General features: G+C 76.5%; 15 protein-coding genes. 2 read left to right on the plus strand and 13 right to left on the minus strand.

What is annotated here, in order from left to right; genetic code table 11:
• Nucleotides 1–21 precede the first annotated feature (21 nt).
• The 4 genes from AC5WAM_RS28655 to AC5WAM_RS28670 are packed head-to-tail and all read right to left on the minus strand — an operon-like array spanning nucleotide 22 to nucleotide 7,187.
• Nucleotides 22–3,930, minus strand: coding sequence for an SAV_2336 N-terminal domain-related protein (locus AC5WAM_RS28655; RefSeq protein WP_495519300.1), 3,909 nt, complete (start codon nucleotides 3,928–3,930; stop codon nucleotides 22–24).
• On the minus strand, nucleotides 3,917–4,948 hold the full coding sequence (locus tag AC5WAM_RS28660) for an AAA family ATPase (RefSeq protein ID WP_495519301.1): 1,032 nt from the start codon (nucleotides 4,946–4,948) through the stop codon (nucleotides 3,917–3,919). Before AC5WAM_RS28660 ends, AC5WAM_RS28655 begins: the two co-directional genes overlap by 14 nt.
• A 32-nt stretch (nucleotides 4,949–4,980) precedes the next feature.
• Complete coding sequence (locus tag AC5WAM_RS28665) at nucleotides 4,981–6,801, minus strand: VMAP-C domain-containing protein (protein ID WP_495519302.1); 1,821 nt, start codon at nucleotides 6,799–6,801, stop codon at nucleotides 4,981–4,983.
• Nucleotides 6,798–7,187 carry a CU044_2847 family protein gene (locus AC5WAM_RS28670; RefSeq protein WP_366793972.1) on the minus strand — a complete coding sequence of 130 codons (390 nt, stop codon included), beginning with the start codon at nucleotides 7,185–7,187 and terminating at the stop codon, nucleotides 6,798–6,800. The genes AC5WAM_RS28665 and AC5WAM_RS28670 overlap by 4 nt, the downstream gene beginning before the upstream one ends.
• A 219-nt stretch (nucleotides 7,188–7,406) precedes the next feature.
• On the opposite strand from AC5WAM_RS28670, the gene AC5WAM_RS28675 reads away from it, so the two are divergent.
• The gene (locus AC5WAM_RS28675; protein WP_495519303.1) at nucleotides 7,407–11,150 is read left to right on the plus strand and encodes a S8 family serine peptidase; all 3,744 of its coding nucleotides are present in this window, start codon (nucleotides 7,407–7,409) and stop codon (nucleotides 11,148–11,150) included.
• Nucleotides 11,151–11,305: 155 nt separating this feature from the next.
• Here AC5WAM_RS28675 and AC5WAM_RS28680 read toward each other — a convergent pair whose 3' ends face one another.
• Nucleotides 11,306–12,766 (minus strand): acyl-CoA synthetase, encoded by a 1,461-nt coding sequence (locus AC5WAM_RS28680; RefSeq protein WP_495519304.1) that lies wholly within the window; start codon nucleotides 12,764–12,766, stop codon nucleotides 11,306–11,308.
• Nucleotides 12,767–13,410: 644 nt separating this feature from the next.
• On the opposite strand from AC5WAM_RS28680, the gene AC5WAM_RS28685 reads away from it, so the two are divergent.
• A complete protein-coding gene (locus tag AC5WAM_RS28685; RefSeq protein WP_495519305.1) occupies nucleotides 13,411–14,292 on the plus strand; it encodes a DcsG N-terminal domain-containing protein in 882 nt (293 codons plus the stop codon).
• 16 nt (nucleotides 14,293–14,308) lie between these two features.
• On the opposite strand, the gene AC5WAM_RS28690 is transcribed toward AC5WAM_RS28685, so the two are convergent.
• From AC5WAM_RS28690 to AC5WAM_RS28725, 8 genes are read right to left on the minus strand one after another with little or no spacing between them, the layout of a single operon-like run.
• Nucleotides 14,309–14,902, minus strand: coding sequence for a hypothetical protein (locus AC5WAM_RS28690; protein ID WP_366793976.1), 594 nt, complete (start codon nucleotides 14,900–14,902; stop codon nucleotides 14,309–14,311).
• A gap of 57 nt (nucleotides 14,903–14,959) precedes the next feature.
• The gene (locus tag AC5WAM_RS28695; protein ID WP_138959547.1) at nucleotides 14,960–15,193 is read right to left on the minus strand and encodes a Trm112 family protein; all 234 of its coding nucleotides are present in this window, start codon (nucleotides 15,191–15,193) and stop codon (nucleotides 14,960–14,962) included.
• Nucleotides 15,190–16,101, minus strand: coding sequence for a hypothetical protein (locus AC5WAM_RS28700; protein ID WP_366794018.1), 912 nt, complete (start codon nucleotides 16,099–16,101; stop codon nucleotides 15,190–15,192). Before AC5WAM_RS28700 ends, AC5WAM_RS28695 begins: the two co-directional genes overlap by 4 nt.
• Before the next feature lie 16 nt (nucleotides 16,102–16,117).
• Complete coding sequence (locus AC5WAM_RS28705; RefSeq protein WP_366793977.1) at nucleotides 16,118–16,882, minus strand: class I SAM-dependent methyltransferase; 765 nt, start codon at nucleotides 16,880–16,882, stop codon at nucleotides 16,118–16,120.
• A complete protein-coding gene (locus tag AC5WAM_RS28710) occupies nucleotides 16,879–18,219 on the minus strand; it encodes a condensation protein (RefSeq protein WP_495519306.1) in 1,341 nt (446 codons plus the stop codon). Before AC5WAM_RS28710 ends, AC5WAM_RS28705 begins: the two co-directional genes overlap by 4 nt.
• Complete coding sequence (locus AC5WAM_RS28715; RefSeq protein WP_495519307.1) at nucleotides 18,216–22,715, minus strand: alpha-(1->3)-arabinofuranosyltransferase domain-containing protein; 4,500 nt, start codon at nucleotides 22,713–22,715, stop codon at nucleotides 18,216–18,218. The genes AC5WAM_RS28710 and AC5WAM_RS28715 overlap by 4 nt, the downstream gene beginning before the upstream one ends.
• The gene (locus AC5WAM_RS28720; protein WP_138959543.1) at nucleotides 22,712–23,449 is read right to left on the minus strand and encodes a class I SAM-dependent methyltransferase; all 738 of its coding nucleotides are present in this window, start codon (nucleotides 23,447–23,449) and stop codon (nucleotides 22,712–22,714) included. The genes AC5WAM_RS28715 and AC5WAM_RS28720 overlap by 4 nt, the downstream gene beginning before the upstream one ends.
• Nucleotides 23,446–24,627, minus strand: a complete 1,182-nt coding sequence (locus tag AC5WAM_RS28725) for a glycosyltransferase family 4 protein (RefSeq protein ID WP_495519308.1) — start codon at nucleotides 24,625–24,627, stop codon at nucleotides 23,446–23,448. The genes AC5WAM_RS28720 and AC5WAM_RS28725 overlap by 4 nt, the downstream gene beginning before the upstream one ends.
• Nucleotides 24,628–24,698 lie beyond the last annotated feature (71 nt).

The raw sequence follows: 24,698 nt of genomic DNA on the forward strand, positions 1-24,698 counted from the left end.
GCCCCGGGCGGGCCCGACCGGTCAGCGGCCGCGCACGGCGTCCACGACCTCCGCCAGGGAGCCCACGGTGTGCCGGGCCCCGGCGGCGTGGAGGCGGTCCCGGGCGCGGCCGTCCGGGGCGAGCCCGACGAACGGCACCCCGGCGGCCGCCGCCGCCCCGGCCTCCGCCACGGTGGACCCGATCATCACGCAGCGCTCCGCGGGGGTGTGGAGGCGGTCGAGGACCCGGCGCAGCCCGGCCGGGTCGGGCAGCAGCCGCGTCAGGTCGGGCGTGCGGCAGGCGATCGCGTCGGCCGGGATGTCGAGCGCGTGCGTCGCCACGTACGTCGCGACGGCGCGCGGCGCGGTGTCGGTGACGACGGCCAGGCCCCGGCGGGCGGCCCGCACCGCCCGCACCAGCGCGGCGGCGTGCGGCACGGGCCGCGCCCCGTACACCGCCTGGCGCTCGATCCGGTCCAGCTGGTCGTGCAGCTCGCCCGCCGGGGCGCCGTCCCCGGCGAACGCGCGCAGGACGTCCACCGGGTGCGCGAACTCCTCCCCGGCCCCGTCGCCCTCCCGCTCGCGCGCGACGAGCGAGAGCAGCCGCAGCGCGGCGTCCCGGGCCTTGCCGGGGGCGTAGAGGCGGGCGAGGGTGCCGTCGAAGCCGAGGACGACGGCGGCGGCGCGGCCGAGGTCCGCCGCGAGCGGGCCGGGGTCGGCCGGGAGCCTGCGGAACCAGGAGTCCGCGCCGGGCACGGGCTCGAAGCGCGGGTCGTCCAGGGCCTCGCGCAGTGCGGAGGGGACGACCACGAGCGCGTGGTCGGTGCTCGGCGGCAGGGCCGGCCCCGGGGGGTCGTCGACCGTGACGACGAGGCCGAGCCCGTTGAACCTCCGGACGACGTCCGGCAGTTCCTCCAGGAGCACGGTCATCAGGTCGGGCAGGGGGGCGCCGGGGCCGAGGGCCGCGTCCCAGCCGTTCTCGCGGGGCAGCAGCTCGAACTGCTCGGCCCCGACGCCGCCCTGGACCAGCAGCTCGATCACCGCCCGGCTCAGCTTCGTCAGGGCGTCCGCCTGCCAGCCCGGGCGGGCCGCGAAGGCGAAGGAGAGGGTCGTACCGGTGTCGGACACGCGCTCCAGGAGCGACTGGCGCATGCCGCGCAGCTGCGCGCGGAACGCGCGGGCGGCGGGTCCCGGCACGCCCTCCAAGGGTTCGCCCGTCCACAGCGCGAGCGCGGCCGCGGCGCGTTCGGCGAAGGGCCGGGAGCTCTCCGCCGCGTACGCGCGCTCCGCCGCGGCGTGCAGGTCCCGGAAGCGCAGGACGTCGACGGCGGCGGTCCCGTCCACCGGGTCCATCGGCAGGAAGCAGCCGTCGTCGTCCCGCATCACGCCGAGGGTCTCGGACAGGCGGGTGACGTACGCGCCGACGAGGCGATCCGCGTCGGGCGGCACGTCCTCCTCGTCCCAGAGGGCGGCCACCAGAGCGTCCTCGTCGACGGGCTCTCCCTCCGCTCGTACGAGTGCGAGGAGCAGCGCCTGTTCCGGGCCCGCGCCGGTGGGCAGCGGGCGGTCGTCCTGGAACACGCGGACGCGGCCGAAGAAGCAGTAGCGGCGGCCCGTGAACGCCAGGTCGCGCAGGCGCGTGAAACCCTCCTCCTGGGTGTCCGGGTGGTGGGACAGGAGGTCGGTGATGGAGGTCTCCAGGACCACGCGCAGCCGCTCCGGCAGGCCCGTGAGCCGCAGGTGGAGCGTTCCCCCGGGGTCCCGGCCCAGGCACAGCGTGCGGACGAGTTCCCCCAGCGCGCGGAAGTCGTCGGTGCGGCTCGCGGTGCCGAGCGGCACGAAGTCCAGGACCTTCAGGACGGGGCCCTCCGGCGTGACGAACACGGTCCGCAGGGAGAGCGCCCCGTGGGGCAGGCCGTGGTCGTGCAGGAGGGCCAGGGCCTCGGCGATGCCGGGCAGCAGCGAGATCAGCTGGGGGCCGGGCAGGCCGTGCGGGGAGTCGCGCAGCAGGACGCGCAGGTCGTTGCCGTGGATGTACGCCTGCACCACGTAGGGGGAGGTGTCCACCACGCCGTAGTCGGTGACGGCGGCCACGCCCGGGTGGCGGAGCTTGACGAGCCGCATCGCGTTCCCGAGCACGTTCAGGCGTCCCCACGTCCGGCGTGAGTAGGTCCGGATCAGCACCTGTTCGCCGTCGCCGCGGGTGTCCTCGGCCAGCCACTCGTCCGGCGACGCCATGCGGCGCAGCAGCCGGTAGCGGCCCGCGAACAGCCGCGCGTGCTCGGTGAGGCGCCGCACGCTGTCCGGACTCACCTCGGCGAAGGGCTCCGCCGTCACCTCCTCGGCGCCCCGGCCCGGCCCGGGGGCCACGGCCCGCAGAGCTCCCGGCGCCGTGCCCGCCCGCTCGTCGATCAACGCGCCCACCCGGGCCAGGAGTTGCCGGGTGCGGACCCTGGCGGACCGCGGCAGGGTCGTGAGCAGCACCTCCCGCACGCCCTCGCGGAAGGCGTACGTCCCGGGCTCTTCGCCCGGCCGCTCGCTCAGCATGCCGCTGAGGACGACCTCCGCCAGGTGCTGGGGCAGCGGGCGGCGCGACACGGCGGCGTGGACGAGCCGCATCACCGGAAGGTGCGGTTCGCCCACCGCCAGATGACCGGCGAGGCGGAACGCCTCCGGGGACGCCGACGAGCGGAAGCGCAGGACCAGGTCCTCGGCGGACAGCAGCGCGACGTCCTCGCGCGGCGGCTCGCCGTCGGGCGGCGCGGGGGAGGGCCCCAGCCACGCGGCGGCGCCCGGCAGTCGGCGGCCACCGGTGTCGGCCACCAGCGCCGCCCAGTGCCGCAGCCACGCCGGGGCGACCTCGACGACGGGGACCGGCACGGCTCCGGCGGGCGGGGCGGAGCCGTCGTAGGGGGCGAAGTCGAGAGCCGCCGTCGGGGCCGCCGCGTGCGGCGCGCCCAGGAGCCCCGGGGCGGCGGGCAGCACCGTGGTGGGCCACAGGCGCTCGGGCAGGGGCTGGACTACCGCGAGCGGCAGCCGGTCCGCCCAGTGGCGCAGCGTCCGGAACCAGCGGCGGCCCGCCGGGCCCTCGCGCCACTGCGGGCCCATGCAGTCGCTGACCACCAGCGTGACCGTGCGGCCCGTCGCGGGCACCTCGGCCGCGCGCGCCGGGACCGTGCCGTCCGGCGCGGCGCGGTGCAGCTCCACCGTGCGGAACAGGCCCGACTGGACGAGCGCGGTGTGCAGTTCGCGGACCAGCGGCAGCCAGACCGGCATCGTGGGCCCGTCGTCGTACACCAGACACAGCCGCAGCCAGCGCTCGTCGGCCGGGCGGAGCACCGGCAGCCAGGCGCGCGGGCCCGCCCCGAGCGCGGCGATGCGGTGGGCGGTCGCCGCCTCGTCGAGGACGTGCCGGTCGGGCGCGGGCACGCGGCGGCCCAGGGGGCGCAGGGCGCGCTGGAGGGCGAGGGGGCGGGAGATCATGGGCGGGACGGGGACGCGGATGCCGGTGCCGCCGCCTCCCGCGCCGAGGGCGCCGTGCCGCGACCCGGCGCCGGAGCCCGGCGCCGGGTCCGCCGTGCGCGGCGTTCCCTGCGGCCCCGGGCGCGGCCGCGGGGCGGGCCCCGCGGGCAGGTGCAGCGGGACGCGGTCCTCGGGCGGCGGCTCCGGCGGGTCGGGGTGCGGCGGCTCGGGCGGGGCCCCGGGGCGGCGGTCGGCGGTGGCCGGGGCCGCTCGCGGGAGCCGCGCGGCCCAGGCGCCGTCCTCGTCCGGGGCGCCCGGGGGCGGCGCCATGTGCCGGGCGAGCCACAGGAGTTCGGCCAGCTCCTCGGCCGAAGGCCCGGCGCCGGTGGAGCGCGCCGCCGCGAGCACGGCGGAGAGCCGGTCGACGGGGGAGTGCGCGGGCCCGTCGGACCGGCCCGCGGGGGGCGGCGGGGTGTCAGAGGGCGGCATCCGGTCCCTCGTCACCGGCCGGGCCCCCGCCCTCGCTCAGATACGGCATGAGCAGCCGCGCCAGCTCGTCGCGCGACGAGGTGTCGAGGCCCGCCGCGCCCGTGAGGTAGATCGCGTTGAGGAGCTGGTCGGTGGCCAGTTCGCCGCCGCTGCCGCGCTCCATGAAGCGGGTGATCAGCTCGCGGGCGTAGGCGTCGGGCGCGCCGAGGTGGGCGCGGACGATCTCCTCCAGGTGCTCGCCGTGCGGCTGCCGGAGGCGCAGCGTGACGCAGCGGCGCAGGAACGCGGGCGGGAACTCCCGCTCGCCGTTGCTGGTGAGCACCACGAACGGGAAGGCCCGGCAGCGCACCCGCCCCTGCCGGACCGTGACCGGCGGCCCGGAGTCGGCGGTGAGCAGGGCCGCATCCGGCGCGTGGCGGGCGACGCGGACCAGCTCCGGGATCTCGTACTGGCCCTCCTCCAGGACGTTGAGGAGGTCGTTCGGCAGGTCCAGGTCGCTCTTGTCGACCTCGTCGACGAGCAGGGCGCGGGGGCGCTCGTAGGGCAGCAGGGCGGTGCCGAGCGGGCCGAGGCGCAGATGGTCCTCGACGCCCGCGCGGTCCTGGGGCGCCCCGCCCTCGTGGGCGCGCCCGGCCGCGTACAGGCGCGACAGCGGGTCGTACTGGTAGAGCCCGTCGTGCAGGGCGCTGCGGCTGGTGATGTTCCACCGCAGGACCGGGCCGAGCCCCAGCTCGCGCGCGACGGCGTAGGCGAGGCTCGACTTGCCGCTGCCGGGCGGTCCGGTCACGAGCAGCGGGCGGCGCAGGTACAGGGCGGCGTTGACGAGCTGGACGCACTCCTGTGTCGCGCGGTACGTACGGGCGCGGTGCGCGCGGTCCGGCGACGTCGCGCGGGCCCCCGGCGCCGGGACCGGCAGGACGGGGCCGCCGTCGAAGGCGCGCCACGGGGGCGGCGGCGGCAGCTTCGTGATGCCGTCGTGCGGCTCGCTGCCGCCGGTGTAGACGGGCCACAGGGACATGCGGACTCCGGGATCTCCGTAGGGGCGGGCGGTCAGGCGACGGGGGAGCGCAGCGGGGCGGGCGCGGCGTCGGGGAAGCAGCGCGGGTCGTCCCACAGCAGCTGTATGTCCCGCGCCCAGTGCCGGTCGGGCTCGTCGGCCGCGTCGGCGGCCTCCCGGAACTCCAGGACGTGGCGCGGCAGTTCGGCGGGCGGGAGCCGCGACAGATGGGCGGCGAGCTGGTCGAGGAAGGCCGCGCCCGTGCAGTCGCCGCCGTCGTGCGCGCAGCCCGTGCGCGGCCAGAGCAGCACCGGCGCGGGCGCGTTCAGGGACGCCTCGAAGTGCGGGCGCAGCCGCGGCGACCTCGGCGGCGCGGCGAAGCCCGCCAGGTCGGCCTCGTCGTGGCGCAGCCGGAAGCGCAGCTTGTTCGGCTTCTCCCCGGCGGCGCAGTCCACCCGGTGCACGGTCGTGGTGGCCTTGGCGTCGAGCCGCTCCCACTTGCGGGCGAGCTGGTGCCGCAGGCCGCCCGCGCGCCGCGCCCTGTCGGTGACCACCAGCGGGTACGAACAGCCGAGCGGCGTCGGGTCGTCGGCGCTGCGCGCCCAGTGCGCCACGGGCTCGTTCAGCCACTCGCGGGGCAGGACGAAGGCGATCAGCTCGGCCGCGTCCAGGGGGAGCCTGCCGAAGGCCTCCTCGATCAGCTCCTGCACCTGGCGGCGCACCCGGCCGCGCGCGAGCGTCCGCGAACCCACGGGGTGCCTGCGCCCGTCCCGGCACGCCGACACCTCCACCAGGACCTGGTCGTCCCCGGCCCCGCTGCGCGCGAGCTCCACGAGGATGGGCGACCAGACGGCCCGGCCGCCCGCCCCGGGGCCCGCCGGGGCGGGCGCGGCCGACGGGGCCGGGACGCACGGCGCTTCCCGCACGCCCACCGGGCCCGGTACGGGCACCGCGTCGCCCGCCACGGCCACGGCTTGGGGGACGGCGGCGGCCGGCCGCGCGGGGAGGTCCGCCGCCTCCTCGGCCGACTCCACGAGGGCCCGCAGGCGCTCCGCGAAGCGGGCCGCGGCGCCCGGCACCTCCACCTCCGAGAGCACGTACCACGCCGCCGACCACAGCGAAGGGAAGCCGCCGGGCGGCGGTGGCGGGCCGAGGGGGCCGACCGCGTCCAGGTAGAGGCGCTCCGGCGCGCAGGCGAGGGCCGTGCCGGCCCGCTCGGCCCGGTCCACCAGGTCGCGCAGGCGCGCCGGGTCGGCGCCGGGCCGCAGCGGGGCCGGGACGAGCCCGGCGAGGCGGGGCCAGTAGCGGGCCATGACGTGCGCGGGCAGCATCCGGCCCGTGCGCACGCCCGCGGCCCCGGCCGCCGCCGAGACCATGCCGACGACGAGCCCGCTGTCCGCGAGGGCCACGGCGGCCCCGCTGAAGCCGGGCGCGAGCGGCTGCCCGTGGGCGCTCCAGGCCTCCAGCTGGATCCACTCGTCGGCGATCAACTGGGCGGCGGTGGCGCGGTACTCGGCGATGGTGCCCTCCTCGTACCCGCGGGGAAAGCCGTACGCGACCAGCCGGGGCCGGGGCTCCGCGTACGCGTCGTCGGGCCCGGCGAACCCCGCGGGTGCGATCGGCACCGGCCTCGCCAGCTCCAGGACGGCGAGGTCGCCCGGGTCGGTGCCGCGCCCCGCCCAGCCGCCGTGCGCGTCGACCTCCGCCGCCACCGTGCCGAGGTCCCCGCGGTGCGGGAAGGCGACGGCGACCGGTGCCCGCGCGCTGTCCCGCACGACGTGTGCGCAGGTCAGCACGTGCCGGTCGGAGACGAGGAAGCCCGCGCCCGTCTCGCGGCCGCACTCCACCCGGGCGTGCCAGGACGCGCTGCTCATGAGGTGGCGGCGGACTCCGGGCGCGGGGCGGGGGCCGACGCGGGGCCCGCCGAGGGCGCGGGGTCCTTCTCCGGCGACCAGGAGAGCCGCACCAGGAGATGGCCCTCGGCGGAGCCCTTCACGAGCACCGCCCCGGCCTCGGCCGTCATCCGCACCCCGAACTCGATCTCCACCGTGTCCGGCCTGAGCGTGCCGTCGCGGAACACCTGGAGCGCCGACTCGGCGGCCGCCCGCGCGCTGTCCAGGGTGGCCTCGAAGGTGCGGGCGGCCTGCGCGGGCCCGTCGCCGCGCGAGACCAGCCGGACGCCGTCCAGGTCGTCGGGGTCGAGCGCCACGACCACCCGCGCGCCGCTGTTCGTCGTGTACTCGACCAACCCACCGTCCATACCGCCCCCGTCGTCACGCGGGCCCACCGCGGCCCACTGCTCGGTCTCCGAGCCCACATTCTGGCCGACGTCCCCGCTGGCGGAAAGCCGCCCTGGCAGCTTCCCGCCAGGCCCGCGCAACTCTCCCGCAACACAAGCGGACTGACACTTGCCGCATCGCCCGCGGGCCCCCGCGCCCCGGGCGCCACCCGCACGTGGTGCCGACGAAGAGAGGTCGCCTTGAGACCCAGACCCCGTCAAGCCCGCCGCCCCCGCCGGGCCCGCCGCGGACTCCTGCCCGCCGGACTCGCCCTCACCCTGCTGCCCGCGGGCCTGACCGCGGCCGCCGTCCCCGCCGCCGCGGCACCGGGACCCGGCCCCCGCACGCCCCAACCCGCCGCGCACGCACGGCAGTCCACCGTCACCCTCGTCACCGGCGACGAGGTGACCGTCACCCGGCTCGGCGACGGCAAGCAGACCGTCGCCGTCGACCGCCCGCGCGGCGCGAGCGGCGCCGTGCGCACGCGCGTCGTCGACGGCCGCGTCACCGTCGTACCGGACGAGGCCCGCCCGTATCTGCGCGCGGGCGTCCTGGACGAGCGCCTCTTCGACGTGTCGGAGCTGATACGCCAGGGAGCCGGTGTCCGGCGAGGAGCACGGGGGGCCGCGTACGGCGGCCTCCCGCTCATCGTCACGTACAAGAAGGACGCCCCCGCCGTCCGCGCGGCGCCGCGCGGCACGCGCCAGGTCCGCTCGCTGCCCAGCATCCGGGGCGCCGCGCTCAAGGCAGCGCCGGGCGCGGCCTTCTGGCGGAGCGTCACCGACGGCGGGAAGGCCCCGCGCGCCCTCGGCGGCGGCATCGCGAAGGTGTGGCTCGACGGCCGGGTCCGGGCGGACATGGCGGCCAGCAACGCCCAGATCGGCACCCCCGAGGCCTGGCAGGCCGGGCTCACCGGCAAGGGCGTGAAGGTCGCCGTCCTCGACACCGGAGTGGACGCCACCCACCCCGACCTCAAGGGCCGCGTGGGCGCGACGAAGAGCTTCGTCCCCGGCGAGGAGGTCGCCGACCGGGGCGGCCACGGCACCCACGTCACCTCCACGGTCGGCGGCAGCGGCGCCGCGTCCCACGGCAAGGAGAAGGGCGTCGCGCCCGGCGCGGAACTCGCCGTCGGCAAGGTGCTCAGCGACGAGGGCTTCGGCAGCGAGTCGCAGATCGTCGCCGGGATGGAGTGGGCCGCCAGGGAGGTGGACGCCAGGATCGTGTCCCTGAGCCTCGGTTCGAGCGAGCCGAGCGACGGCACCGACCCGATGGCCGCCGCCGTCGACGCGCTCACCGAGGAGACCGGCGCCCTCTTCGTGGTCGCCGCCGGCAACACCGGCGCGCCCTCCTCCATCGGCTCGCCCGCCGCCGCCGACTCCGCGCTCACCGTCGGCGCCGTCGACTCCGCCGACGAGGCCGCGTACTTCACCAGCCAGGGCCCCCGCCACGGCGACCGGGCCCTCAAGCCCGACCTGTCCGCCCCGGGCGTGGACATCCTCGCCGCCCGCTCCCGACTGACCCCCGGCCAGGGCGACTACACCACGATGAGCGGTACGTCGATGGCGACCCCGCACGTCACCGGCGTCGCCGCGCTGCTCGCCGAGCGCCACCCCGACTGGTCGGGGCAGCGGCTCAAGGACGCCCTGATGTCCACCTCGCACGCGCTCGACGCGTCCGTGTACACGCTCGGCGCGGGCCGCGTGGACGTGCCGTCCGCGATCGGCGCGAAGGTCACCGCGACCGGCGCCGCCGACTTCGGCTTCTACGCGTGGCCGTACGAGGACAAGAGGCCGGTGCGCAAGACGGTGACGTACACCAACGCGGCCGACGAACCGGTGGAGTTGAGCCTCGCTGCCGAGGGAGCCGCCGAGGGCGTCGTCACGCTCGCCGACGAGAAGCTCACCGTGCCCGCGCACGGCACCGCCACCACCACCGTCACCGGCGACGGGGCGCGGGCGCCCGTCGGCAACACCAGCGGCCGCATCGTCGCGAGCGCGGGCGGCAAGCGCGTCGCGCACACCGCGTTCGGCCTGGTCAAGGAGGAGGAGCGGTACACGCTCACGCTGCGGGTCAAGGACCGGGACGGTGCCCCCACCGGCGCCGACGTCGTCGTGCACCCGCTGGCCAAGGGCGCGGACCCCACCCCGGCGACGGTCGGCGCCTCCGGCGAGCTGAAGCTGCGGCTCAAGCCCGGCGCGTACTCCCTGACCTCCTTCCTCGACGTGCGCGGTGCCCACGGCGCGGACTCCCTCGGCCTCGGCTTCCTCGCCGCGCCCGAGGTCACCCTCGACCGCGACCGGGCCGTCACCCTCGACGCGCGCGACCTGCGGGAGATCACCGCGAAGGTCCCGCGCCGCACCGAGACCCGGCAGCTGCTCATGGAGGCCGCCCGCACCGCGAACGGCTCCTCCTACCAGGGCGCCGTGCAGGTGCCCGTCACGTACGACAGCGTCTTCGCGGCACCGACCCCGAAGGTGCGGCAGGGCACCTTCGAGTACCGCACCGTCTGGCGCCTCGGCAAGCCCGTCCTCGACGTCAAGGGCGTCGGCGCGGCCGTCGCGCAGCCCGGCGGCACCGTCACCGAGGGCCGGGCCCGGCTGAAGGCCTTCGACGCCGGGGACGGCACCCCGGGCGCGTACGCGGGCAAGGACGCGCGCGGCAAGGCCGCCGTGGTGCGCCGCACCGGCGCGGCCGGGCAGCCCGCGCCCGCCGCGCTCGCTCAGGCCGCCCAGGACGCGGGCGCCGAGGCGCTGTTCGTCACCGACGGCGTGCCCGGCCGCCTCAACGCCTGGTTCGGCACGGACGACAACGCGGACCGGCCCCTGACGATCGCCACGGTCGGCGCCGCCGACGGAGCGCGGCTGCTCGCCGCCGCCCGCGCGGGCCGCACCCTGGAGACGACCGGCACCCCCTACACGCCCTACGTCTACGACCTGGAGGACGGCTTCACCGGCGCCGTCCCGGACCGGCCGCTGACCTACGCGCCGGGCAAGCGCGAACTCGCCGTCGTGGACGCCGCGTTCCACGCGCCCGCGCGCAAGGCCACGCCCGGCGGGGAGTTCCGCTACTCCCTCACCGACACCTTCCCCGTCGGCCTCGGGTTCCTGGAGAAGATCGCCTACCCCGCCGAGCGCACCGACTACGTCGCCTCCGGCAAGGGCCGCCTGTGGCACGAGACCGTCCACGCCGGGCCCACCGCCCTGGAGCAGCGCGGCGGGCTCGTCGACTACCGGGGCGGCAAGCACACCGCGCTGAACTGGTTCAGGCCCGTCTGGCACCCGTGGCTCGGCTCCGGGCTCGGCTGGGGCCAGGAGCGCACCGGCGACGACCTGGCCTTCAACGTGCCCGGCTGGGGCGACTCCGGGCCCGACCACACCGGCTTCGGCGACGTGTGGAACGACGACTCCATGACGCAGGTCAGCGCCGTCTACGCCGACGGCGAGCTGGTCGACCGGCGGCAGAGCTCCGGCGTCCACGTGTGGGACGCCGCGCCCGAGGAGCGCACGTACAAGGTGGTGACCGACACCACGCTCGCCGCCGAGCGGTGGCGCCTGGCCACCAAGGGCCACGCCGAGTGGACCGTCCGCTCCGCCCGCACCCCCGCCGACCGCAGGACCGTCCTGCCCGTGCTGAACCTCGGCTTCGACGTCGACACCGACCTGTACGGGGACGTGCGGGGAGGCCGGACGCTGCCGGTGGGCCTCTCGGCCGCCTACGTCCGGGGCGCCGCCGCCCCGGGCGCGATCCGCTCCGCGCGCCTTGAGGTGTCCTACGACGACGGGGCGTCGTGGACGGACGTCCGGCTGCGGAGGGACGGGGCGTCCTGGAGCGGGAAGCTGCGGGTGCCGCGAGGTGCTGGTGCGGTGTCGCTGCGGGGCTCCGCCTCGGACGACCGGGGCGGGTCGGTCACCCAGGAGATCCTGCGCGCCGTGGGCGTGCGCTAGCCCCGCCCTCCTGGCCCTGGGCGGCTCGGCTCAGCCCACCGCGCTACCGCGCTTGTCCTCAAGCGCCGGACGGGCTGGATCGGCTCGGTCCTGCGCAGCCGTCTGCCGCCCACCCGCCCCCGAGGGGGCGGGTGGGCGGAAACCCGCCGGGCGGTTCAGCCGGACGCGGTCAGGGACCGCTTAAGGATCTTGCCCATGTCGTTGCGCGGGAGGGCGTCGAGGACGCGCAGGGCCCGGGGGCGCTTGTGGGGGGCGAGCCGGTCCGCCACGTGGGAGGCGAGCTCGTCCAGGGACGGCACCCGCCCGGGGTCCGCGGGGACGATCCACGCGACGACCCGCTCGCCCAGGTCGGGGTCGGGCTCCCCGGTGACGGCGGCCTCCCGCACCCCGTCGTGTTCGAGGAGCGCGTTCTCGATCTCCCCGGCCCCGATCTTGTACCCCCCGCTCTTGATGAGGTCGGTCGCCTTGCGCCCGACGATGCGGACGTACCCGTCGGGCTCCCGCACCGCCATGTCCCCGGTGCGGAACCACCCGCCGTCGGCGAACGCGGCCGCCGTGGCGTCGGGCCGGTTGAGGTACTCGGTGAAGAGGTTCGGCCCGCGCACCTGGATCTCGCCGACGGCGTCGGGCTCTGCGGGGACCTCCCGGTCGGCCTCGTCGACGAGACGGAGCTCGACGCCGGGCAGCGGCACGCCCACGGTGCCCGCGCGGGCCTCGCCGTCCGCGCGGACGCTGGTGTTCATGAGCGTCTCGGTCATGCCGTACCGCTCGATGACGCGCCGCCCCGTGGCCGACGCGATCCGCTCGTGGTCGTGCACGGGCAGCGCCGCCGAGCCCGACACCAGGAGCCGCGCGCCCGCGAGGGCCTTGACCAGGCCGGGCTCGTCGGGCAGCGCCTCCGCGACGCGGTGGTACATCGTGGGCACGCCGAAGAGCATCGTGGCCCCCGCGGCCAGCTCCCGGGCGACGCCGTCCGTGCTGAACCGGCCGAGGTGGCGCAGCGATCCGCCGCGCCGCAGCGGTCCGAGGACGCCGAGGATCAGGCCGTGCACGTGGAACAGCGGAAGGCCGTGCACCAGGACGTCGTCGCCGGTCCACTGCCAGGCGTCGGCGAGCGCGTCGAGGGTGGCCGCGAGCGCGCTCCGGGGCAGCACCACGCCCTTGGGCGGGCCCGTCGTACCGGAGGTGTAGACGACGAGGGCGGGGGCGTCGGGGGACACCTCCCGGGGCGGGGCGGGCGCGGGCCCGTCCGCCGCCGGGTCCACGTCGACGCGGTCAAGTCCCGCGAGGGCCGCGGGCAGTTCGTCGCCCGGCCCCGCGAGCACCAGGGACGGCGCGCTGTCCCCGACGATGTGCCCCAGCTCCTTCTCGCCCGACTTGGGGTTGAGCGGCACCGCGGGCACCCCGGCGAGCAGCGCCGCCACCACGCCGACGGCGGTCTCCAGGGTGGGGGTCGCCCAGACGGCCACGCGGGCCGCGCCCGAGCCGGTGATGCGGTCGGCCAACGCGCCCGCCGCGGCGCCGAGTCCGGCATAGCTCAGGGCCCGGTCGCCGAACCGCAGGGCCGGGGCGTCGCCCGGTGCCGTGAGGGCGGGGATGAGGGGTTCGGGTTCCACGAGTCGTCCTCCGTAAGTGCTCAGCGTGTGCGCGGCGGCTTGATGAGGGAATTGCGCCACCGACGGTGTGGTGTCGCGGTGATCGGCACACCGGGCCGGGGCGACCGGCCCGCCGGCGGGGGGTGCCCGCTCCGCGGACGCGGACGCGGGGCACGGGGTTCCCGGCCCGTGCCCCTGCCCGGGTGCGGCGCGGCGCGGGGTGGCTGGTGCGCGTCCGCGCGCGGCGTGGCGCCGGGCGCCAGGCCTGTGTCCGCGTGCGGCGTAGGGCCGGGCGCGTGGCCTGTGTCCGCGTGCGGCGTCGCGCAGGACGTCCGGTGCGGGGTCGCGTGCGCGTGGTGCGACGGGCGGGGCCGGTCGGTCCGCGGCGCGGGGCGTACGGTCCGCGTACGCGCGGCGCGGGGTCGTACCGCACGCACCGCCCCGCGCTCACCTCGCACCGCTCCCCCTCGTCGCCCTCCGACATCACGATCACTTCCCCCGCAAACCTATCCACCTCCCCACCGCCCCAAGCCCCCGGCCGGGCGCCCGCGGAGCCGCCGTGGGAAATGCGCTTTCCCGGCGGGGGAGGGGCGGGTTAGCCTGCGGCCCCCGCCGTCCGGCTCCATGGTGCCCCGCCCCGGGCCCCGTACCCGAGGAGAGCGCCCGTGGCCCTCGCCGTCGCCCTTGCCACCTTCCGGCCCCAGGACCACATCGGCGCCGTGGACCGCGACCTGCCGGACCTCGCGCGCGCCGTCCGCGCGGCGGGCGCCACCGCGCGGGTCGCGCCCTGGGACGACCCGGACGTCGACTGGGGCGCGTACGACCTCGTCCTCATACGCTCGACCTGGGACTACATCGAGCACGTCGCCGAGTTCATGGCCTGGGCAGGGCGCGTCGCCGCGGTGACGCGGCTCGCCAACCCGGCGGACGTCGTGTGCTGGAACGCCGACAAGCGGTACCTGGGCGAGCTGGCGGCGGCCGGGGTGCCGACCGTGCCGACGGCTTACGCGGCCCCGGGCTCCGGCGCGGAACCGGACCTGCCCGCGGGCGAGTTCGTCATCAAGCCCACCGTCGGCGGCGGCTCCCACCTCGCGGGGCGCTACGGCCCCGGCGGGCACGCGGCCGCGCGGGCCCACCTGGCCCGCCTCGACGCCGAGGGCCTCACCGCGATGGTGCAGCCCTACATGAGCCGGATCGACACCACCGGCGAGCGCGCCCTGATCTTCTTCGGCGGCCACTACCGGCACGCCATCCGCAAGGGCGCCGTCCTCACCCCGGGCACCGCGTACGACGCCGCCAAGACCTCGCACCCCGACGTCCGCGCCTGGCAGCCCACCGGCGCCGAACTCGCCCTCGCCGAGCGCGCCCTGGCCGCCGTGCCCGGCGCCCCCGAACTGCTCTACGCCCGCGTGGACCTGGTCGACGGCGACGACGGCGCGCCGCACGTGATGGAGCTGGAGCTGATCGAGCCGAACCTGTTCCTCGACGTCCACCCGGAGTCCCTGCCGGTGGTCGCGGAGCTGATCGTGAAGGCGGCCGGACAGTGAGGGGGCCGAGGCCCCGCTAAGGGCCCTCGGGGTACGAAACGCGCTGCAACAGGCCCCAGGTGAACTCCGCCACGCACGCGCGCGGCCGCCCGGTCTCCCCGTCCGCGGCGCTGAACGCGAGCCGCCACCGCGTCGGCGCCGTGCCCTCCATGGGCCGCGCGGGAGCGAAGGCGCGGGCGGCCTCGTCGACCGTGCAGGACCAGGGCGTGAGGTCGGCCAGCGTGCGCAGGGCGGGGGACGCGGCGCCGGGGGCCCGGACCAGCCACTCGTTCCAGACGGCGTTGCGCGGCCCGAGCAGCACCTCGAAGCGGAGGTCGGGCCAGAGCGGCACCGGCCACAGCAGGGCCTCGCACTCCAGGTCGCCGATGGCGCGCCGGGCGGTGGCCGCGGGCTCGCCGAGCACCGAGCGGTAGCGGGAGACCGCGGCCCGCGACCGCGGGGAGCGCACCATCGCCTGCCAGCGCCGGTTGGCCTCGCGCATCTCGCCGATGGAGACGCCGAGGGCGTGCCGGGCGTCCTCGACGAGGTCCGGGTTGTGGTCGGCCATGCGGCGCAGCAGCACCAGCTGGAAGTCCAGCGGGGTGAAGGGAGCGGAGGGGCTTGAGGGCATGGGATCCATCGTGGCCCATCGCCCGGCCGGGGGTGGACGGCCCCTCCGCGCCCCGGCTCAGGGAGCGGTCTGCGTCAGGAGCCGCTCGTGCTCCTCCTCGGTGACCTGCTCGCCGGAGGACGGAAGGAGCTGCGGAATGCCGTCGACGATGGGGTAGCGGCGGCGCAGGCGCGGGTTGTACAGGGCCTGGTCCACCTCCGCCGGGTCGGACCGCTCGGGCAGCACGAGCACCAGTGGCCCCTTGTCCAGCGGGCAGGCGAGGATCTTCAGGAGCGGGTCGTCGGGGTTCATCCTGAGGTCAGCTCCTTGGGAGGCGTGGGGGTGTGGGCGGCGGGCGGCCCGTCGTGCTTGGGCATGACGAGCAGGACCGTCACGGCCAGGGCCGTGCCCGCGACGCGCAGCGCGAGGCGCGCCGGGTCGTGGGGCAGCGCCTCGCCGAACGCGAGCGTGCCGAGCACCGCGGTGAACAGGCTCGTCACCGTCGTGCACACCGGCACGATCAGCGAGGCCCGGCACCGCTGGAGCGCCGCCTGCGACATGACCAGGCCGAACGCGCCGGTGAACAGCAGCAGATAGGGGTACGGCGAGCGCAGCAGGTCGAGCAGCGCGCCGCCGATGCCGTGCGTCGTCAGCGAGCTGGAGACGCCCTTGATGGCCAGCGAGCTGACGCCGTACAGGAGGCCGACGGCGACGCCGTACTCCACGCCCGACGTCGGCTGCCGGTGGAGCTGTCCGGCCCGGCGCTCGCCGTTCGCGTACAGCCAGACGCCGAGGGCCAGCGAGGGGAGGCTGACCAGCAGGACCAGCGCCACCGGGGCGTCCTTGCCCACGGTGTCGGCGCCCTCGTCGAGGGAGAGCACCACCATGAGCAGGGCGACCAGGATCGCGCCGACGGCGACGCGCTCGCGCCCCGAGGTCCGCTCGCCGAGCAGCCGCGAGGACAGCAGCAGGAGCAGGACGAGGCCGGAGACGAAGATGCCCTGGGCGGCGGCGATCGGCAGCGTGCGGTAGACGGCGAGCTGCGCGCCGAAGCCCGCCGCGAGGGCGAGCGAGCCGCCGAGCCACAGCGGGCTGGAGACGACCTGCCCGAGCAGCCGCAGCGGTGCCCGCACGCTCACCGAGGGCATCGCGGACAGGGCCCGCTTCTCCAGGACGAAGCCGGTGCTGTACAGGACGTTCGCGAGCAGCGCCGCCACCACACCCACCCACATGGGCTCAGGCCTTCCGGGCGTGCAGCAGCAGGATCGAGGCGGCGCCCGGCACGGCGCAGGCGAGCCGGTCCAGGGCCCGCAGCGGCCGGGGCACGCCGTGGAAGGGCGCGCCCGCGAGCCGGACCACGTCGAAGCCGGAGGCCGCCACGAACTCCCGCAGCGCGCGGGCGGTGTAAAGGCGCAGGTGCCCGACGACCTCGCGCCCGGGGCGGCCGTGGATGGCGCGCAGGCTCACCTCGGAGAACACCGGCTGCACCCCGGCGAGCAGCAGGCCGCGGTTGTACCAGGCGGCGAGGTTCGGCGTGGACAGCATGAGGTGGCCGCCGGGGCGCAGCACGCGGCGCAGCTCGTCCAGGGCCGAGTCGGGGTCGACGAGGTGCTCGACGACCTCGCTGAAGAGCACCGCGTCGACGGTGCCGGACGCGAACGGGAGCCCGCCGTCGGTGAGTTCGCCGCGCACGACGTACGGCAGGTGCCCGCCGGCGCGGCGCAGCGCGTCCTGGGACCAGTCGACGCCGATGACGCGGTGCCCGGCGAGCAGCGGCGCCGCGACCCGGGCCGCGGAGCCGTCGCCGCAGCCCACGTCGAGGACCACGCGGGCGCCGCGGGTGGCGGGGCCGAGCGCGGCGGCGAGCATCCGTGCCTGCCGCAGGCTGCGGGCGTCACCGGAGGCGACGGGGACGGCCGGGTTCTCGTAGAAGTCCCGCAGGCCGTGCGGGCGTTTCGGCGCGGACCGCGCCGCGGCCCCTGTCGTGCCGGTCGTCGTCATGGGGCGGGCTCCTCCTCGGTGACGTGGAGGTAGTGCTCGAAGAGGCCGCGCAGATGGGCGCCGTCGCCGTGGCCGAGCAGCGTCCGGGACCAGCGCAGGGCCAGGTGCAGCCGGCCCGCGGTGGACGCGGTGGTCACGGTCAGGCCGCGCGGCATGCGGGCGGGCGCCGAGAACCACACCGCGTGGGCCGCCCCGGCGTCCCCGAAGTCGAGCGCGTACGGGATCCGGCCGATGTTGCTGAGCAGCGTCGTCGACGTCCACGGCGCGGCGGCCCTGCGCAGCCCCCGGGTGACGGCCGCCCGCACCCCGACCGGCAGGACCGGCGCGGTGAGCAGCGTCGCCCCGTGGCCGAGCTGCGGCCGGGACAGGGCCTTGAGGGCCCGGGTGCGGTCGGAGGTGCGGCGCAGGAGCGTACGGACGTCCTCGGGGCGCGGCTCGGCGTCGAGGAGCGGGGTCAGCTCGTCGGCGCCGAAGGGGACTTCGACGAGCCGGGTGCCGTTGCCGATGGGCATCGACATGTCGCGCGGGCGGTCGTCCACCGGCATGGTGATGCGCAACGGCCTGGGCTTCGCCCCGTGTTCGCGGTTCCAGTGGGCGATCATCAGGGCGGTCGCGATCATCAGCTGGTCGTTGACGGTGAACGGCGAGCCCTTGGGGCGGCGCGGCACCGGCAGCTCCGCGACCAGCATGCCGTTGCCCGGCGAGGGCTCGGGCGCGCCGTGGGCGACCCGGGCGGGCGGGGTCCACGGCGAGGGCAGCTCCGGCGCGTCGGCCGCCGGGGCGGTCGCGGGCGTGCGCGTCGGGGGCGCGGCGGGCGCGTTGTCCCGGCCCCCGTACAGCTCGGCGGCCGTGGCGAGGACGCGCAGACAGGCGGGGCCGTCCAGGGCGGTGTGGTTGATGGTGAGGAACAGCACGCTGCCGCCGGACTCCGGTGCGGCGACGACCTCCAGGCGCACCGGCGGGGACGCGGTCAGCGGCGGCGCGTCGCACAGCGCCCGCTCCCGGGCCCGCCGCAGGCCGTCCGTCCGCGCCTCGGGGAAGGTGACGACCTCCACGTCGGGTCCTTCGGTCAGCTCCCACTCGTAGCGGCGCCGGTACCAGGCGCCGCGCGCCTCCCGCATGAGGATGCGCGGATGGCGGCGCAGCGCCTCGGTGAAGGCCGTCCGCAGCCGGTCCGGGTCCGGGGTGCCCGGCAGGTGCACCTCGATGTGGACGGTCTCCGGCTCCTCCTCCTGGAGGCAGTGCCGGGCGACCTCGTCGACGACGGGGAACGGCACCCGGCGCCGCGGACGGCCGGGGCCGTCCGCGCGCCGTGCCGGTTGTTCCAGCGCGGTCATGCCTGGTGGTCCTCTCCCTGCTCCGTGCCGTCGCCGGACGTCCGCTCGCGGTGCGGCAGCGGCGGCGCCCCCGGCCCGCGGTCGGGGCCGAGCGGCAGCGTCGTCGCGGACGGGTCGCTGTCCGACGGCCCGGCGGGCCGCGCGGCCGGGCCGGGGCCCGGCGCCGGTGCCTGCTTCGCGAGCGGGTCATCGCCCGGCGCCGGGGCGGGCTTCGCTAGCGGGTCACCGCCCGGGGAAGCCCCGGCACCGGCGCCCGCGGGTCCGGCGCCCGGCGCCGCCGCAGGTGACCGCGGCGGCCCCGCGGGCGGCGCGGCCTGCCCGGGCACGGGTGTTCCGCCCGGACCCACAGCCCCCGCGGGGGCGGCCTCCCGCACCGCCACCAGGGCCGCGAACAGGCCGATGAACGCCATGATCTGGGCCGCGTGCCCGAAGGCGCCCTCGTCCGCGGCGACCGTCTCCCCGGCACCGACGGCGGCGGCGATCCCCGCCCCGGCGAGCGCGACGAAGGCCAGCGGCGCGAGCAGCTGGTGCCGCCGCCACGCGAGCACCGCGAGGGCGGGCACGAGCAGCGCGAACCAGCCCGCGACGACCACGGCCACCAGGGTCAGGGCCACCGTGCCGAGGACCACGCCGGGCGCGGGCGGCGCCACGTCGGGGCCGTCCGGGTTGGCGTCCCTGCGGCGCACGAACACGAGCACCACGAGCGCGAGGACGCCGACGCCACCGCCGATGAGCCCGGCCTCGTACGCCGTCGACGGCTCGTAGCTGAGCTTGACGGTGCCGCCCTCGCCGGCCGGGATCAGCCAGCCCTGCTGCCAGCCGTCGAGCCGCACCTCGCGCAGCTCCTCGCCGTTCAGGGTGGCCTTCCAGCCGTCGTTGACGTTCTCGTACGTGGTGAGGTACGCGGCCGCGCCGTCCCCGACGGCGAGCTCGCGCCGGTCGCCGAGCCAGTCCTTGACGCGCAGGTCGCGCGCGGTCGTGTCGAGGTCGCCGGGCGTGCCGCGCGTCAGCGTCACGTCGGTGACCTTGAGCGGTCCCGCGTCACCGGCCTCCACGGTGTGCTCGCCCGCGCCCAGGTTCACCTCGGGCCGGGGCTTGGGCTTCCGTTCACCGCGCTCGCACAGCGTGACCTCGACGGGCCGCCGCTGCACGAGGTCGCGCACGGTGCCCTTCACGGAGGTCGGGTACAGCTTGCCGTCGACGGCCACCTCGGGGCCCTGGCCGCAGGCGAGTTCGAAGGTGCGCCCGGCCCGCGGCTGCTTGGTGCGGTACTGGTCGAGCGCCGGGACGTACGCCTCGGTCAGGCCCACGGGCAGCTGGAGCTTCTCGTCCGCGACCGGGTTGTGCAGGGTCAGCGGCGCGGTCTCGGTGATGGTGATGTCGAGCCGGTCGGTGGTGATCGGCGTGAAGCGCGCCATGCCGTTCTCGTCGACCCCGGCGACGGCCGCGCCGTCCGGCGAGCTGATCTCGATCTTCTGGGCCCGCGTCGACAGACCGCCCGCCGGGGGCAGCACGATCTCGCCGACGGGCACCTTGCCCGGCCAGCGCAGATGGATCACCGGGGTGTCCCCCGCGATCCACGCGGTGGTCAGGTCGCCGTCCGTCAGATTGCGCGCGGACAGGCCCGTGCCCAGGCCGGACGTGGAGTCGGCGCTGGCGCGGATCTGCTGGCGCTGGTCGGGAGCCACGTCGTAGAGCAGCTCGTCGAGCTTGGACCCGGGCACCGCGACGGCGCTCATCCGCACGTCGTACGTGTCCTGCCCCTCGGTCGTGAACCGGCGGTGCAGACCCGCCTCGGAGGTCACGGGCGACAGACCGCTGAGGTCGGCCGAGCGGTGCATGGAGTACGTCGTCGCGTCGGCGTCGGCACCCTCCGTGCCCTTCACGTCGTTCGGCATCCGCAGCAGCTTGGTCACCTGGACGCCGGGGATGCTGATCTCCGCGAACCCGGCGCCGGTCAGGCCCTCCGTGGCCACCTGGGAGTCCAGGATGGTGATCTTGATCCAGTCGGTGTCGCCCGGCACGGCGGCGACGCGCTGCGTCGTGCCGTTCGCCTTGAGGAACGACTCCTTCTCGCCCTTCTCGGTCTCGACCCGCACCCGCGTCGGGGCCGCCCGCACCCCGTCCTGGGGCAGCGGCGTCACCTTGAACGAGGCCGGGACGGCGGTCTTCTTCCGGAACTCCGCCTTGATCCACTCGCCGTCGGGGCTGCCCGGGTTGCCTTCCGTCCAGGCCGTGTCGGGGTTGCCGTCGAAGGCGTTCACGGGGTCGTACTGCGGCAGGTGGAAGAGCCAGTTGCCGTAGGAGGAGGCCGTCACCGACTTCGCACCGCGCAGCTCCGCCGTCGTCTGGTGCTCGATCCCCTTGGTCGGCAGGATCTGGTGCGGCTTCTTGCCGGGATCCTGGAGCGCGTCCGGCGCGTTCTTCTCGTCGCGGGTGTACGTGTACGAGGTGTTGGTGTTGACCAGGCCGAACCGCGTGTCCGCGCGCCGCAGGCCGTCACCGACCGCCTGGAGCCCGGGCGCGGACCCGAGGCCGGGGTGGTTGTCCCCGGTCAGGACCACGGGGCGGTCGCGCAGCTGGGGGTCGGCGGACAGCGGGAGCAGCGCCTCGGGCCCGCCGCTGACGACGGCCGTGTTGGACACCGGCTTCAGGCCCGCCTGGCCGGGCCGCGGGGTGTCCTTGCCCGGCGTGTAGATCTCCACCGCGCGCTGGCGCGGGTACAGGCCCTCGACCTGCACGGGTGTGTCGTTCGCGATCCGCCCGCCGGTCTGGGTGGGGCCGAAGCCGGTCACCCGCGTGTAGCCGGACTGCTCCAGGGTGCGCTTGACGGTCGCCGTCGGGACGTGCCCGATCTGGTCCGGGTCGAGGTCGTTGCGCACGACCACGTAGTACAGGCCCGCCCGCGTCAAGTAGTCCTTCAGGCCCGGGACCTGACTGCCCGTCATCAGGGCCTGCTCGACGGCGTCCATGGCGCGCCGGTTGCCGGGCGTGCCGAAGGGCACGTAGTCGCGCTGGGCCCAGCGCGACTCGGCCTGCACGTCGAGGGGCTGGTCGATCGGGGAGCCCCAGGTGTAGATGCCGTGCGCGGACGCGGGCACCACCAGGGCGCGCGAGTCCGGCGAGTACTTGTCCAGCCAGTCGGCCGTGGCCTGCCAGTGGTTCGGCAGCTTCTTGAACGAGCCGGGCTGCAGGATCGAGCCGTTGAGATACGGCCACAGCAGACCGGGAAGCACCAGGACGGCCGCGATCAGGGGCGCGTACCGCCGCCCGGGCAGGGCCCGTGCGCCGCGCGCGGGGCTCACCACGCCCGCCAGGTGCGCGAGGCCGAGGGCGAGGGCGAGCGCGAGGCCCGTCTGGAACTTGTAGATGTTGCGGAACGGCACCAGCCAGCCGTTGAGCCAGTCCTGCACCGTGCCGTGGAAGAGCGCACCGGAGGCGCCGCCGTACCCGGCGAGCAGGACCAGGGCGGTGGAGAGGACCGTCAGGGTCAGCCACCGCCGCTCCGGCAGGTCGCGGCGGGCGAGCCCGGCGAGCCCGAGCCCGGCCGCGAGCGCCGAGCACACGACGGTGACCACGGAGGTCGCCACCGTCCAGCCCGCGGGCAGCCAGGCGTCGCCGAAGTGCAGGTAGGCCACCCAGTTCCCGGCGCCGCGCAGCGCCTCGGTGGCCGACATGGTGCCGGTCGTGGTGGCCGCGTTCTCCACGTACGGAAGGAAGTTCTCGCCGTAGACGCCGAGCAGCAGCAGCGGCACCACCCACCAGGCGGTGGCCAGGACGACGCCCGGCACCCACCAGGTGATGAGCTTGCGCTTGCGCGGTCCGTTGGGGCGCGAGAGCAGGTACAGCGCGACGGGAAGGAGCGAGGCCAGCGTCGACGCCGCGTTCACGCCGCCCATGAACGGAATGACGAGAGCCGACCGGAACGCCGCGATCCGCGCGGTCACGCGGTCGTTGGTGAGCGGAAGCAGCACCCACGGCAGGAAGGCGCCGGGCAGCGCCGCCGCCGACGTCGAGCCGATCACCACGGTGAACGTCGGCCACAGCGCGTACACCGCCGCGCCGAGCAGCCGCGAGCCGCGGCTGCCGATGCCGAGCCGCTCGGCGAGCCGCAGCGCGCCCCAGAACGCGGCCGTCACGATCAGTGAGAACCACAGCCGCTCCGCGATCCACACCGGCAGCTGGAGCAGGTCGGTGAGCGCGTAGTACGGCAACATCGGGAAGGCGTACCCGATGTACTGGTCCTGGAGGCCCCCGAAGCCGCCCCGGTCGTGCCACAGCTGACCGAGGTCGGACAGGAACTGCCATGGATCGACGGCGACACCCAGCTTGGTGTCGAACGTCATCCGCCCCGGCTTCACCGCGAGGAAGCACACGAGCGTGACGGCCCAGAACCCGGCGAGCCAGCGCCGCCGGCGCGGGCCGTGCTCGGGTTCGGGCCGGCGCGCCGTCGGCCGCGTCGCGGCCGGGGGAGGGGCCTGGACCGTTGTGGTCATGGACACCGCCTGAGGATGAGGAGAAGGTTCCAGGTCGTGAACTCACGCACGCCCGGTACCTTCGCCACGGACTCGGCGAGGAACGGCCAGTAGCGCGAGCGCGCGGAGACGACGGTGACGTCGTCGCGCGCCCGCACCTGTCTGAGCGTGGGTCCTATGTGGTGCGCGAAGAGATTGACGCCGAGCGTGTGCTTGGCGGGCGTGCCGGTGCGCCGCTCGTAGCGGGCGCGGGCGCGCTCGGCGCCCAGGTAGTGCCAGGGCGCCCACTCGTGGCCGCCCCACGGGGACAGCCAGTTGGTGAACGCCACGTAGATCAGCCCGCCGGGCCGGGTGACCCGGACCAGCTCGCTGAGGAAGGTCTGCGGGTCGGCGACGTGCTCCAGGACGTTGGAGGAGAACGTGACGTCGGCGGCGCCGGTCGCCACGGGCAGCAGATAGCCGTCCGCGACCACCGCGCCCTCGGGCGGCTTGGCGCCGCTCGCGTCCCGCGCGCCGAGCTCCCGCAGGTCCGGCTCGAAGAGGAACGCCTGCGCGCCGCGTCTGCGGAACTCCTCGGTGAAGTAGCCCGCGCCGCCGCCGACGTCCACGACCACCTTGCCGTTGACGGGCAGGTACCGCTCGACCTGGTCGGCGGCGTCCCGGGCGAGCAGCGCGTAGCAGCGCTCCGGTTCCTGCCGCTCCCGCAGGAAGGCCCGGAACAGGGTCGCGGAGCGGCGCAGCGAGGGATCCTTCACCCGGACCCCTCGGGACGTGGCGCGGGTGGCGGCTCGTGCGCGGCGACGGCCTCGGCGGCCACCGCGGCGAACTGCCGCACGGTGTTGGCCCAGCGGAACTGCGCGGCGCGCTCGGCGGCGGCCTTGCCGAACGCCCGGCGCCGCTCGGTGGAGAGCGCCAGCGTGCACCAGGCGGCGGCGAAGGAGCTCTCGCCGCCCGCGAGCAGGCCGGTCACGCCGTCCTCGACGGAGTCCCGTACACCGGGTACGTCGAAGCCGATCGCGGGCGTGCCGCGCGCCGCGGCCTCGGTGATGACCAGGCCCCAGCCCTCGACGGCGGAGGGGTGCAGGAGCAGCCAGGCGGCACACAGCAGCCGGTGCTTCTCGGCCTCGGAGACGTGCCCGGTGAACTGCACGTCCGGGCCCGCCATCCGCTCCAGGCGGGCCCGCTCGGGGCCCTCGCCGACGATGACGAGCCGCCCGCCCGTGACCGGGCGGACCTGCTCCCACAGGCGCAGGAGCAGATCGACGCGCTTGTACTCGACGAGGCGGCCCATGGCGAGGAAGAGCGGTTCGTCGGAGCGCTCGTGCAGCGGCCCCGGCTCCTCCACGCCGTTGTGCACGACGCGGATGCGGTCGCGGTCGACGCCCAGGTCGCGCAGGGCGGTGGCCGTCGAGGGCGAGACGGCGACCAGGAGGTTGCCGCGCTGGGCGCCCGCGAGCGCCCAGTGTTCGAGCCTGCGCCCGAGCCGGGCGGCCGGGGCGAGGGGGCCCTGGAAGCGCATCGCCCACAGCTCGGTGTGGACGTGGTTGACCAGACAGAGGGTGGGGCCGCGGTGCCACAGGGGCGCCAGGTACGGCATGCCGTTGCACACCTCGACCAGCAGGTCGCTGTCGCCGATCCGGCGGCGGTAGGTCGAGCGGGCGCGCAGGTAGTGGCCCAGGTCGCCGCCCGCGGACACCACGCGGTAGTCGCGGTGCGCGGCGGGTCCGCCGCACAGCAGCGTGACCTGGTGACCCCCGCGGGTCAGCCCGTCGGCCAGGCGGTCGACGAGGAGTTCGGAGCCGCCTGCCGCGGGGTTGCCGAGATCGCGGCGGGCGAGGAAGGCGATCCGGCGCGGCTGCGGGGGAAGCGCCGGCAGGAGCCGCGCGGGCCGCTGGGCGGCGGGGCGCAGCGACGGCGGCACGTGCTGGGGCATGGGGTGCTCCAACTCGTCTCAGGGTGCGGAACTGTGGGGGGACCGGACGGCAGTGCGGTGGCGCTCTTCCT

It is taken from the genome of Streptomyces sp. JLYT201, assembly GCF_059448825.1.

Coding starts and splice junctions, on each gene's coding strand:
- AC5WAM_RS28660 (WP_495519301.1), bottom strand. CDS start 4,948: ATGTCCCTGTGGCCCGTCTACACCGGCGGCAGCGAGCCGCACGACGGC.
- AC5WAM_RS28665 (WP_495519302.1), bottom strand. CDS start 6,801: ATGAGCAGCGCGTCCTGGCACGCCCGGGTGGAGTGCGGCCGCGAGACG.
- AC5WAM_RS28655 (WP_495519300.1), bottom strand. CDS start 3,930: ATGCCGCCCTCTGACACCCCGCCGCCCCCCGCGGGCCGGTCCGACGGG.
- AC5WAM_RS28710 (WP_495519306.1), bottom strand. CDS start 18,219: ATGACCGCGCTGGAACAACCGGCACGGCGCGCGGACGGCCCCGGCCGT.
- AC5WAM_RS28695 (WP_138959547.1), bottom strand. CDS start 15,193: ATGAACCCCGACGACCCGCTCCTGAAGATCCTCGCCTGCCCGCTGGAC.
- AC5WAM_RS28690 (WP_366793976.1), bottom strand. CDS start 14,902: ATGCCCTCAAGCCCCTCCGCTCCCTTCACCCCGCTGGACTTCCAGCTG.
- AC5WAM_RS28715 (WP_495519307.1), bottom strand. CDS start 22,715: ATGACCACAACGGTCCAGGCCCCTCCCCCGGCCGCGACGCGGCCGACG.
- AC5WAM_RS28725 (WP_495519308.1), bottom strand. CDS start 24,627: ATGCCCCAGCACGTGCCGCCGTCGCTGCGCCCCGCCGCCCAGCGGCCC.
- AC5WAM_RS28670 (WP_366793972.1), bottom strand. CDS start 7,187: ATGGACGGTGGGTTGGTCGAGTACACGACGAACAGCGGCGCGCGGGTG.
- AC5WAM_RS28705 (WP_366793977.1), bottom strand. CDS start 16,882: ATGACGACGACCGGCACGACAGGGGCCGCGGCGCGGTCCGCGCCGAAA.